The organism is Falsigemmobacter faecalis, from assembly GCF_003863335.1.
In the GTDB taxonomy this organism is placed as follows: domain Bacteria; phylum Pseudomonadota; class Alphaproteobacteria; order Rhodobacterales; family Rhodobacteraceae; genus Wagnerdoeblera; species Wagnerdoeblera faecalis.
On record NZ_RRAZ01000035.1, the window covers coordinates 24,233 to 35,864 of the forward strand.

The 11,632-nt window shown below is 58.2% G+C and carries 8 protein-coding genes and 1 pseudogene; all 9 read left to right on the forward strand.

What is annotated here, in order from left to right; translation table 11 throughout:
- Window positions 1–14: 14 nt before the first annotated feature.
- The 9 genes and pseudogenes from dnaN to EG244_RS21050 all read left to right on the forward strand — a co-directional run bounded on the left by dnaN (window position 15) and on the right by EG244_RS21050 (window position 11,378).
- Complete coding sequence (gene dnaN, locus EG244_RS17220) at window positions 15–1,133, forward strand: DNA polymerase III subunit beta (RefSeq protein WP_124966417.1); 1,119 nt, start codon at window positions 15–17, stop codon at window positions 1,131–1,133.
- A gap of 82 nt (window positions 1,134–1,215) precedes the next feature.
- A complete protein-coding gene (gene recF / locus EG244_RS17225) occupies window positions 1,216–2,256 on the forward strand; it encodes a DNA replication/repair protein RecF (RefSeq protein WP_124966418.1) in 1,041 nt (346 codons plus the stop codon).
- A gap of 16 nt (window positions 2,257–2,272) precedes the next feature.
- Complete coding sequence (locus tag EG244_RS17230) at window positions 2,273–2,893, forward strand: LysE family translocator (protein WP_124966419.1); 621 nt, start codon at window positions 2,273–2,275, stop codon at window positions 2,891–2,893.
- A gap of 91 nt (window positions 2,894–2,984) precedes the next feature.
- On the forward strand, window positions 2,985–5,429 hold the full coding sequence (gene gyrB / locus EG244_RS17235; protein ID WP_124966420.1) for a DNA topoisomerase (ATP-hydrolyzing) subunit B: 2,445 nt from the start codon (window positions 2,985–2,987) through the stop codon (window positions 5,427–5,429).
- 566 nt (window positions 5,430–5,995) lie between these two features.
- On the forward strand, window positions 5,996–6,703 hold the full coding sequence (locus tag EG244_RS17240; RefSeq protein ID WP_124966421.1) for a hypothetical protein: 708 nt from the start codon (window positions 5,996–5,998) through the stop codon (window positions 6,701–6,703).
- Complete coding sequence (locus tag EG244_RS17245; protein ID WP_124966422.1) at window positions 6,696–8,660, forward strand: Mu transposase C-terminal domain-containing protein; 1,965 nt, start codon at window positions 6,696–6,698, stop codon at window positions 8,658–8,660. Before EG244_RS17240 ends, EG244_RS17245 begins: the two co-directional genes overlap by 8 nt.
- The gene (locus EG244_RS17250) at window positions 8,660–9,640 is read left to right on the forward strand and encodes a TniB family NTP-binding protein (protein WP_124966423.1); all 981 of its coding nucleotides are present in this window, start codon (window positions 8,660–8,662) and stop codon (window positions 9,638–9,640) included. Before EG244_RS17245 ends, EG244_RS17250 begins: the two co-directional genes overlap by 1 nt.
- Window position 9,641: 1 nt before the next feature.
- Window positions 9,642–9,980, forward strand: a pseudogene (locus EG244_RS21535) (TniQ family protein); the annotation flags it as partial.
- A 315-nt stretch (window positions 9,981–10,295) separates the two neighbouring features.
- Entirely contained in the window at window positions 10,296–11,378 is a 1,083-nt protein-coding gene (locus tag EG244_RS21050; protein WP_233589052.1) for a hypothetical protein, read from the forward strand.
- The last annotated feature ends 254 nt before the right edge of the window (window positions 11,379–11,632 follow it).

The following is an 11,632-nucleotide window of genomic DNA, read 5'->3' on the forward strand; positions in this document are numbered from 1 at the left end:
AACAGGGGGTTCGGATGAGATTCAGCATCGAGCGTGCGACGCTTCTGAAAGCGGTGGCTCAGGCACAGTCGGTGGTGGAACGCCGCAACACCATCCCGATCCTTGCGAACGTGCTGGTGGAAGCGGCGGATGCGGGCGTGTCGTTCCGCGCCACCGATCTGGATATTGAAGTGGTCGATAAGGCGGAGGCCCAGGTGGAGCGTCCGGGCGCGACCACGGTTTCGGCGGTTATGCTGCATGAGATCGTGCGCAAGCTGCCCGATGGCGCGCTGGTCACGCTGACCGATGATGCGGTCTCGGGGCGGTTGCAGATCCAGGCGGGGCGCTCAAGCTTTAGTCTGGCGACGCTGCCGCGGGAAGATTTCCCGGTCATGGCCAGCTCGGAATATATGACGAGCTTCCGCGCACCGGCCTCGGTGCTGCGCCGTCTCTTTGAGAAGGCGAAATTCGCCATCTCGACGGAAGAGACCCGCTATTATCTGAACGGTGTTTATATGCACACCGCCCAGGGCGAAGAGGGTCCGGCGCTGCGCTGTGTGGCGACCGATGGTCACCGCCTTGCGCGGATTGACGCGCCGCTGCCCGAAGGGGCTGCGGGCATGCCCGGGGTGATCGTGCCGCGCAAGACCGTCAATGAGCTGCGCAAGCTTCTGGATGAGGGGGAGGCGGAGATTGAGGTTTCGGTCTCGGAGACCAAGGTGCGGTTCTCGAATGCCAGCCTGACGCTGACCTCGAAGGTGATCGACGGCACTTTCCCGGACTACAGCCGCGTGATCCCGACCGGGAACACCCGCCGTCTGGAAGTCGATGCCCAGGCCTTTGCGAAAGCGGTGGACCGGGTGGCGACGGTGTCCTCTGAGCGCTCGCGCGCGGTGAAGCTGGCGATTGAGGAGGACCGTCTGGTTCTTTCGGTCAATGCGCCGGATTCGGGCGCAGCCGAGGAAGAGCTGATCGTGGCCTATGCCGATGAGCGGCTGGAGATTGGCTTTAACGCCAAATATCTGCTGGAGATCGCCGGTCAGGTGGATCGTGAGAATGCGGTCTTTCTGTTCAACTCTTCCGGCGATCCGACGCTGATGCGCGAGGGCAATGACACCTCGGCGGTCTATGTCGTTATGCCGATGCGCGTATAACGGGCCTGAGGCCGGGGGCGCTGCCCCCGGACCCCCGGAGTATTTTGAAAAAGCCAAAGTCAGATCGCGGAGCTGAGCGGCCATGCTGAATTCGCTGCGCCTTGCGATGTTTCGCAGCCACCGCGCTTTGCGGCTGGAGTTTGATGGCCGTCCGGTGGCCATCCGCGGCCCGAACGGGGCCGGAAAAACCAATATTCTTGAGGCGATCTCGCTGCTTTCACCAGGACGCGGGCTTCGTGGCGCGCTTTCTGGTGAGATCGCGCAGCGCAGCGGCGCGGGCGGCTGGAAGGTTGCGGCGGAAATTGCCGGGCATGAGGTGGAGACCTGGGGCGAGGGCGCGGGGCGGCTGGTGCGGCTGGATGGGAAATCTGCCACCCAGGCTGCGCTGGGCGCGCTGGTGCCGATGGTCTGGCTGGTGCCTGCGATGGACCGGCTGTGGATTGAAGCGCCGGAGGGGCGGCGGCGGTTTCTGGACCGGCTGACGCTTTCGTTTGAGCCGGGGCATGCGGCGGCCTCGCTGACTTATGAGCGGGCGATGCGGGAGAGAAACCGGCTGTTGCGCGATGGGGTCAGGGATCCGGGCTGGTATGGCGTGATTGAGGCGCGGATGGCGGAGGCGGGGGCGCGGCTCCATCAGCACCGCAGCGCCACCGTGGCGCGGCTGGTCGCGGCGCAGATCGAGGGGGCCTTTCCGGCCGCGGATCTGAGCCTTGATCCGGGGCCGGGGACTGAGGATCTGGCGGCGGCGCTGGCGGCGGGGCGGGCGCGGGATCTGGCGGCGGGGCGCAGCCTCTCGGGGCCGCATCGCGCGGATCTGGGGGCGTGCTGGCGGGCCAAGGAGATGCCGGCGGCCATGTGCTCAACCGGGGAGCAGAAACTGCTGCTGATCGGGCTTGTGCTGGCCAATGCGCGGGCAGTTGCGGAGCTGCGCGGTCGGGCGCCGGTGCTTTTGCTGGATGAGGTGGCGGCGCATCTTGATCCGGATCGGCGGGCTGCGCTTTATGATGCGCTGAGTGCGGCGGGGGCGCAGGCCTTTCTGACCGGGACAGAGGATGCCCTGTTTGAGGGCTTCGGAGAGCGGGCGCAGGTGCTGCGTCTCGATGGCAATGGCGCGGTGATCTGATGCGCCGGGGGATAAGATGAGCCTTACGCTGCAGCAGTTGGGATTTTTCGCGCTGGCCATGGCCGGGCTTTGGGCGGTGCCGGGGCCGGTCTGGGTGGCGCTGGTGGCACGGGCGCTCTCGGGCGGGTTTCGCGGTGCGGTGCCGCTGGCGCTGGGTGTGGCGATCGGGGATCTGGGCTGGGTGCTGCTGGCGCTTCTGGGCATGGCCTGGGTGTTGTCGGTTTATGGCGATCTGCTGGGGGTGCTGCGCTGGCTGGCGGCGCTGGTCTTTCTGGTCATGGGGGTGCTTTTGCTGCGCTCAAAGGCGGCGGCGCCGGGGGCGGACAGCCGGCTGACGCGGCCGGGGTTCTGGCCCGGGCTGGCTGTGGGGCTGGCGGCGGTGATCGGCAACCCCAAGGCGATCCTGTTTTACATGGGCTTTTTGCCGGGGTTCTTTGATCTGGGCGCGCTGACCGGCGCGGATATCCTTGCGATCCTTGTTGTGGCGGCGGCGGTTCCGATGATCGGCAATCTGGCTTTGATCTTCGGGCTGGAGAAGGCGCGGGCGCTTTTGCAAAGCGAGCGTGCGCGGCTGCGGCTGAACCGGGGCTCGGGGGCGCTGCTGATCCTTGTGGGCCTGGCCATTCCCTTTGTCTGAAAGGGGGATTTCCGCGAAAAGACAGGTCTGACGCGTGACAATCCCGCCCCGGAAGGCTATAAATCAGGGGAAAAATAAAGGGTATGCAGGCATGGCCGAAGAGCAACGGAAAGCCAGTGAATATGGCGCCGATTCGATCAAGGTTCTCAAAGGGTTGGAGGCAGTCCGCAAACGCCCTGGCATGTATATTGGTGACACCGACGATGGCTCGGGTCTGCACCACATGGTTTATGAGGTTGTCGACAACGGCATCGATGAAGCGCTGGCGGGTCATGCGACTGCCGTCAATGTGACGATCCACGCCGACAGCTCGATCTCGGTGCGCGACAACGGGCGCGGCATTCCGGTCGGCATTCACGCCGAAGAGGGGGTCTCGGCGGCAGAGGTCATCATGACCCAGCTGCACGCGGGCGGCAAATTCAACAACACCGATGAGGGCGGCAACGCCTATAAGGTCTCGGGTGGTCTGCACGGCGTGGGCGTCTCGGTGGTGAACGCGCTGTCGGACTGGCTGGAGCTGCGGATCTGGCGCGACGATACCGAATATCACGCCCGCTTTGAGCATGGCGAATGCACCGTGCATGTGCACCCCGTGGGCCCGGCCCCGGGTGAGCGCGGCACCGAAGTGCGTTTCATGGCCGCCTCGAAGACCGTGCATCCGGAAGGCACTTTCTCGAACCTGGAATACAGCTTCAAGACGCTGGAAAACCGTCTGCGGGAACTCGCGTTCCTGAACTCAGGCGTGCGCATTATCATCCGCGATGAGCGTCCGGCAGAGCCGCTGCACACGGAGCTGTTCTATGAAGGCGGCGTCAAGGAATTTGTGAAATACCTCGACCGCTCCAAGACCTCTGTCATGGCGGAGCCGATCTATATTGTCGGTGAGAAGAACGACATCGGCGTTGAAGTGGCGATGTGGTGGAACGACAGCTACAATGAAATGGTGCTGCCCTTTACCAACAACATCCCGCAGCGCGATGGCGGCACCCACCTGGCGGGCTTTCGTGGTGCGCTGACCCGCACGATCAACAACTACGCCCAGTCGAGCGGCATCGCCAAGCGCGAGAAGATCGACTTCACCGGCGATGATGCCCGGGAAGGTCTGACCTGCGTGCTCTCGGTCAAGGTGCCGGACCCGAAATTCTCCAGCCAGACCAAGGACAAGCTGGTCTCTTCGGAGGTGCGTCCGGCGGTTGAGAACCTGGTGAACGAAAAGCTGGCCGAATGGTTCGAAGAGAACCCGGCCCAGGCCAAAGTCATCGTGGGCAAGATCATTGAAGCGGCCCTCGCCCGCGAAGCCGCCCGCAAAGCGCGCGAACTGACCCGGCGCAAATCGCCGCTCGATATCGCCTCGCTGCCGGGCAAGCTGGCGGATTGTCAGGAACGCGATCCGGCGAAATCCGAAGTCTTCCTCGTCGAGGGGGATTCGGCAGGTGGCTCGGCCAAACAGGGCCGTTCGCGCGCCAATCAGGCGGTTCTGCCGCTGCGCGGTAAGATCCTCAACGTCGAGCGCGCGCGCTTTGACCGGATGCTGGCCTCGCCCGATATCGGCACGCTGATCACCGCGCTTGGCACCGGCATCGGCCGCGATGAGTTCGATATCAAAAAGCTGCGCTACCACAAAGTCGTCATCATGACCGACGCAGATGTGGATGGCGCGCATATCCGGACGCTGCTGCTGACCTTCTTCTTCCGTCAGATGCCGCAGCTGGTCGAGGGGGGCTATCTCTATATCGCCCAGCCGCCGCTTTACAAAGTGGCGCGCGGCAAGTCTGAGGTTTATCTGAAAGACCAGGCGGCACTGGATGATTACCTGATCGCCATGGGCGTTGAAGGCGCGGTGCTGAAGCTGGCTTCGGGCGAAGAAATCGCCGGGGCTGACCTGATGCGGGTCATTGAAGGCGCACGTCAGTTCCGCCGGATCCTTGATGCTTTCCCGACGCATTATCCGCGACAGATCCTTGAGCAGGCGGCGCTGGCCGGTGCCTTTGAAGCCGGTCAGGGCGATCTGCAGGACATCGCCAACCGCGTGGCCGAGCGTCTCGACCTGGTCGCGAGTGAGTATGAGCAGGGCTGGCATGGCCGGATCACTCAGGACCACGGGATCCGTCTGGCCCGCGTGCTGCGCGGCGTGGAAGAGATCCGCACCCTCGACGGCGCCGTCCTGCGCTCGGGCGAGGCGCGCCGTCTGGCGCAGGTATCGTCCGGCACCCGCGACATCTACAGCCATGGCAGCCGTCTGGTGCGTAAAGACCGCGAAGTGCCGATCAGCGGCCCGGTTGCGCTGATGCGCGCCATCCTGGTCGAGGGCGAAAAAGGCCTGTCGCTGCAACGCTATAAGGGTCTTGGCGAAATGAACCCTGAGCAGCTTTGGGAGACCACGCTCGATCCCGAAGCCCGCACCCTGCTGCAGGTGAAGATCGAAGATCTTGCCGATGCCGATGACGTCTTCACCAAGCTGATGGGCGATGTGGTTGAGCCCCGCCGCGAGTTCATTCAGCAAAACGCGCTTTCGGTTGAGAACCTCGATTTCTGAGGGCTTGTAGGACTGCGCATAATGCTTCGTTTGCGCATAAGTTTTCGCTCGAAGCGCATAAGATTGCGCGTTTGAAGAACAAAGACCGAAAAGCCGCCCTGAAACTTCAGGGCGGCTTTTTGCTGAGCCGGTAAGGTTAGGGACGGTACTGAGCGCCAGCCTACGTAGACGGAGGCTGGCGCTCTCGCACTGCGGGTGCGTAGCCAGGCTCAGCTGTTAAGCCCACTGATCTATGCCATATGAGCGCCTCTACTGCATGTCCTGGCACGATCCGCCCAACCGAAGTCGCGTCATATGGCTAAATTCACGAAAAAGTGATCATTGGAGATTGGTCACCTTCGACCGAAATGTTTTGTACAAGATCAATTAAGTCATTGAATCTGGATTGAATTGTAAATTCAAAAAAAATCACGTTTTAACATTCTGCATGCAGAATTTAAAAACCTTCCGTGAATTTTGAATCAAACCAAATTTTCCTTTTGCGTGAATCCGCAATCGATTCAAACCTAAGCGCGGTTTTGATTTATTGCCCTTGAGGTGGTCGTAAAAGAGATTAAGTAGCCCGCATGAAAAGACATCTTAATGCGTCGCCGGTGGCGCGGTCTGTTTATGACCGCGGCATGAAGAAGAAATTGACCGTCGTTTCCGGGCGGGGAGTGCACGGATACTGCGCGACCGAGAGTAATCTTGAAGCAGCCGCGATTGCGGTATTTAGCCTTGATCCGGATGTAATCCGTATCGAACCCCAGCCTTGCGTTTTCGATATGGTGTCTCTGTCCGAATACGAAAATCACGAAGCCTATCATGCCGCTACAAGAGACAGGCAACTGGCGAAACGCTACACTCCGGATTTTCGCCTGTCTTTTGAAGGCGGTGACCAAGTTTTGGTGGAAATCAAACACAGTCGCCTCATTACTAAAGACGCGTCAATTCTGAGCTACCCTGAAAGATTGGCGGGCTTGGGTATTAAGCTTTGTATTTTCTCCGAGGAAGATATTAATCCTGATTTGTCCTATAATGCAAAGCTTCTGAGAAGTGTCGCAAGGTATAAAAACAATTTTATACCATTTAATAATGCCCCACTTAATTTGCGGACTGGGTCAGCGCTATTCTCAGAATATTGCGACGCAGGTTATTCGAGTGGAGAAGTCTTTTCATGGATTGTCTCAGGTGATCTCAAGATAAATCTGAGCAAAGCGCGGATTGGTCGTTGCTCTAATCTTTGCCCCTCATTTGGAAATAAAGATCATCTGAGGGTGCTTCGCTATGATTGATGTTGTTTCGAATTATATCGGGAGGCAATTAGTATATGATGGCGTCATTTTTACCGTAACCGCACGAACGCAGGACGAGAGTGGATTCATAATTCAAGACGTTGAAGGAAACGGCGCACAAATCTCTAACGAAGAACTGCACGTCCTGCTTGCTCAGGCACAGTCCGACATATCGCGAAGCCGCCAGTATTTTCAGACTAAAGCGGGACAGCAGGACCAGGAGGTCCGCCTTCAAATCCTGCGTGCGGAGGCCGAACTCAATGCGCAGGGTTATCTGTCTTGGACGCAACGACATGCCCTGCTGATCGAAAAGTTCCAAGGCTTGAGGGACCGACTCGGCCGCCCAATATCAGTGCCTTCTGTTCGAGCACTTCAATCGTGGAAAGGTGCTTTTCGTGCAGGCGGGCGTCAAGCTCTTGCTGATGCGCGTCGGCGCTCTGGCAACCGTACTCGACGGCATGATCCGATATTCGAAGCGATTGTAATCCAGCAGCTGGAGGAACGCTTTGTGAACTCTGATCGCGTGACGGCCAAGGAACTGCACCGGATCAGCTATGCACTTTATCAAACTTGGGCCGAAGAGAACAAAGTCACAATGCAGGAATGTGGCGAACGTGTTGTGCGAAGTATTATTTCAAGCCTTCCACACCGTGACCTCATAAAACGTCGTATTGGGTGCGATCAGGCCACGAAGGAACTCTTGCGGGCACGCCACTTCGAAATGGTTCAGGCGCCATTTGAACGCGTCGAGATCGATTCTACCCAGGCTGATATCTTCGTAGTCATCGACAGTGAGGGAAACGTCGCGCGCCCACATATCTGCGCAGCCATCGATTGCGCCACAGGCTTGATCGTAGGGATGTCCCTCAGCCTTACGCCACCTAATGCAGAACTGACCGCTCGAACGCTGAAGGAAATGATGGTCCCCCACGGCGACGCATTTTTTGATGCATTTGGTATCAGTAACAGGCTTGAAGCAATCGGGCGCCCCCTGGTCACGATCTCCGACCAGGGCTCGGAAAATTCGGGCCCCCTCATCGAAAGCATTGTTGAGCACTGCCTTTATGAGTTCCGCAAGAACATCCCCAAGAAGCCCGAGAAAAAGCCGTTTATCGAGCGTCTGTTCGGCGTGATGAACGAGTTCATCCACTCGCTGCCAGGCGCTACCGAGACCCGTTTAATGAAGAACCGTACGCGGATCGAAAAGGCGACGGCAGAGGCCAGACTAACCTTTGAGCAATTTGAATCTAAGCTCCAGCGCTGGCGATATGATGTCTATGCGCAGATGCCGCGAAAGCGCGTTACGAGCCATCTGCGTACGAACGAGAGTCCAGCGGCAAGCTGGCGGCGATTGCTGAAAGAGTGCCTTGTTCCTGAACCGCCGAGCGAGAGCGAAATCCGGCAGATGTTCTTTGCGGGTAGAACCGAGCGCAAGTTGCAGCGGTACGGTGTAGAATATCAACGTATTCAATATTTTGGCGAAGCTGGCCTGCTGCTGGACCAGTATGGTCCAGGTGCCAAGCTCGAAATCAGATACGACCCAACCGACATTAGGATGCTGCTTGCACGCCATCCGAACGACGATGACTGGGTAGAACTAACCGCGAAGGATCCTGATCTGCCTGCGATCAGCTTTGCAGAGCTGGAGCGTTTGCGCAAAACCCTTCCCGTCGATGAGATGGAAGCACAGGGGGCTCTGTCGGCACAAATTATTCTGAGAGAAATGACTAAAGACATGCACCGGCCGATGCGCGGCCAACGTACCAAAGCGCGGCGGGCCGCGCATGCCGCCCAAGACTTTCAACGCGATCAGGAAACAGCTCTTCGATCGAAGGCGTCGCCTCGTGGGGCGAATTCATCCAGACAGCCGGAGACTGAAGTCGTTTCGTTGAACGAGCCAGTTTTTGTCGCGTCTCCGTCATCGCCGCCTCCAATTGAACGTAGGAGGAGGTCATAATGCCAATTCTTATGTCCGAAGCGCTGGATGTCCGGATCCGGCATCGCATCTACAGCGAAATCCTGATGGCTCTGCGTGATCAGTTGTCCCGCGCCGCCAACCTGAATGGAGCGATCATCCCTCTGCTGGGTCCCACTCGTGTTGGAAAGTCTGATTTGCTCTTGGACCTTGTGGACGAAGACACTGGTTTTGCGCCCAGAGCTTCCGCATCGTTGCTCAGGCGTCAGCCCATCGTGCTGGGAGCAGTACCGCCCAAACCGAATGAACGGGAGCTGTATCGTGCAATGCTTCTGGCGATGGGCTTTGACTGCGGCAAGAAGGAGCGCACCTCAATCGTGCGTGACCGTGTTATCGCTGCAATCAGTCGCGAAGGTGTCGCTGTGCTGGTGCTCGATGAATGCAATCATTGCGTTGAGCCAGGTGCAAACCTGTCGGCTCGTTCGGCAGCTGATCATTTTAAAACCATTGTAGATGCGACAGGTATTACCTTGGTTTTGGCTGGTCTTCCGAACTTTCAACGGATCGTGGATGGTAATGAGCAGTTCCGAGACAGGGCCATGCGCAGCCTGATTTTCGAGCCATATTCGTGGTCCTTGGAAAGGGATCGTGAGGGGTTTGTCGCGGCGATGAACGGCATCTTTGCGCTGTTGCGTGAAGCCTCCGTGGAAACGGACTTTGCGGATCAGGACATTGCGCGCCGGCTGTTCGCAGTCTGCGGTGGGCGCGTTGGCTTGGCGTTGCGTATCCTGAAAGCTGTGGGCGCAGGAAAGCCTGTCAGCAAACTGACCATGCAAGAGATCGCGGCTGCGGCGGCAGCCTGCTGTCAGGATCGCCATATGGTATCAGCTGCCTTTTCCTCCCCACCGCCAGGGGATGACGTGCTTTCACGATCTTACGTGAACGTCATGCAGGAAGCTGGTCTGTCGGTGCTTCCCAATAATGTTCATGAATATGCCGCCGTTCGCGGTCTGAGGGCGTGAGATGCAAGGGGCTAAGCCACACCCGAATGAAAGTCTTAGCGGTTACTTGCGAAGGTGTGCTCACGACGAGCTCTACGAAACGGTAGCCCCCTTCTATGGAAGGTTGGAGGTCCGCTATGGACGCCCACTTCTTGGTCAACTTGCCACGGTAGCGACAAAGCTGCAGCTGGAGGGCTCAGTGCTTGAGCAAATTACGCCTGTCAGCGGGGCTGAGAAGGGACAGTTTCCACTTCAGTTTGAGCGGTCCTCTTGTGATCCGTTTTGCCCGTATTGCCTGCGAGAGAACGGGTTTTGGGACATCAGCTGGCGCCATTGCTATGTCAGCGCCTGCCCGCGTCACGGAGCGAGGTTGGTGGATCGATGTGGCAGGTGTGAAACCCAAATTACGCCAGCTACCGGCGGCTTTCTTGCTTGTGAATGCGGGGCTCCGTTCGCTGAGTTCCCGGCTTCTCAAGCATCTGAGGCCGAAGTGGCAATCTCGGCAAGGCTCATTGAAAGCCGCTGGGGAACGGACTCACAACCCCCAGCGAGCTTTGATCGCTTCATCCATTTCCTGCACGGGTCCGTACAGTCATCGCGGCTTGATAAGCCGGGGAAGGCCAGGCTGCCCCGAAGTGCAGAGGACGCGGCATCCGTCGCAAAGGCCGTATGGCCGATGCTGGAGAACCCGCAGGAAGCTTTCGCACAGCTCATTAGTGCGAAACTTCTTGAGAGTGCTGATAGAGATATAACCCTGCCTATGAAACTTGGGGGGTGGTACCAGTCGCTATCAAGGTTTCGAGGGCCTTGGTACGACCCGTTCTGGGCTGTCGTACGCTCATTGGGTGCAGGGCAGAAAGAAGGCCCCTGCATTCAGGAGAATGATCGGCTTACCGCAAAGGAAGCGGCGGCAATCCTCGCCGTGAGAGCTGATCGAATTGTTGAGGCGGTACGCAGCGGTAAGATCGGGGGCGAGATCAAAGAATCTGCTCTCGGACATCGCCGAACTTGGGTTGATCGGGCTGAAAGTGAAAACATAGCAACCGAGAGCGCCCGATACTGGGAGGCCAAGACTGCAGCTGAATTTCTCGGGGTCTCGAAGAAGCAGTTTGCATTGTTGGGGGACGCAGGGTTCGTTGCCCCTGTTGATCGCAACTCTTTGCCGCCTCTGACGGACGGCATTTTTAAAGCATCTGAGCTGCAGAGGCTGGCCGAAACTATCCGAGTAGGTGCGCGCAGCCCTGCTGGTGGCGGGACGACAATCCGATTTGCAGACATAAACCAACGCCGCACCAATGAACTTCAGGCTCTCAAGCGAGTGTTCAACGCAATCAAAGCTGGGAAGCTTCGGGCCGTTTCAGCAGCTTCTGATGATGCTTTGGGAGCTTTTTCTTTTTCTGAAGATGATCTTCGGGCGCTCATTGACAGCCCTGAGCAGAACAAATTTTATACCGCGCTGCAGGTTTCTCAAATTTGCGGATGGAAGCACGAGTGCGTCACCCATTGGTGCCGTGAAGATCTTCTTGAAAGTCGAAAATCCAAAACCGGTGGTGCAGATAGTTATGAAATCAGCCCGGAGGCTCTGGCGGCCTTTCAATCGATGTATGTGGTGCTTTCTGATGTGGCGAAGCTGACAGGGACATCTTCCCGCAGACTTATCTCTGTATGCGATGCAAGGGGCGTAAAGGCGTTCGCGAAAAGGTGTGGAGGGGCAACTTCCCGTTGCTACTTGGTAAAAGCGGCTGATTTATTTGGCTGACCGATGCTACAGGCACGCGACTGTCTCAGACGCGCCCTGCACCAGATTTACTCGGGTGACGCCAGCTCTGTAATGCTTGACGATGACATAAGTTGTGCGTGATGTGAGGTCGACAAGGGAGGTTTATCGAACGTTTTGAAAAGGGCTGCCTTAGGCTCTTAGTCGCCAGTCATGACCCGTGAAATAGTCTCGATGCTTGAGATGTTCTTGTGACCTGCCACGGGATTTTTCCTCCATCTGCGATTAGAGTCCGG

What these genes read in the sequence shown, in the direction of transcription:
- dnaN (WP_124966417.1), top strand. Translation starts at nt 15, where the DNA reads ATGAGATTCAGCATCGAGCGTGCGACGCTTCTGAAAGCGGTGGCTCAG.
- recF (WP_124966418.1), top strand. Translation starts at nt 1,216, where the DNA reads ATGCTGAATTCGCTGCGCCTTGCGATGTTTCGCAGCCACCGCGCTTTG.
- EG244_RS17230 (WP_124966419.1), top strand. Translation starts at nt 2,273, where the DNA reads ATGAGCCTTACGCTGCAGCAGTTGGGATTTTTCGCGCTGGCCATGGCC.
- gyrB (WP_124966420.1), top strand. Translation starts at nt 2,985, where the DNA reads ATGGCCGAAGAGCAACGGAAAGCCAGTGAATATGGCGCCGATTCGATC.
- EG244_RS17240 (WP_124966421.1), top strand. Translation starts at nt 5,996, where the DNA reads ATGAAAAGACATCTTAATGCGTCGCCGGTGGCGCGGTCTGTTTATGAC.
- EG244_RS17245 (WP_124966422.1), top strand. Translation starts at nt 6,696, where the DNA reads ATGATTGATGTTGTTTCGAATTATATCGGGAGGCAATTAGTATATGAT.
- EG244_RS17250 (WP_124966423.1), top strand. Translation starts at nt 8,660, where the DNA reads ATGCCAATTCTTATGTCCGAAGCGCTGGATGTCCGGATCCGGCATCGC.
- EG244_RS21050 (WP_233589052.1), top strand. Translation starts at nt 10,296, where the DNA reads ATGCTGGAGAACCCGCAGGAAGCTTTCGCACAGCTCATTAGTGCGAAA.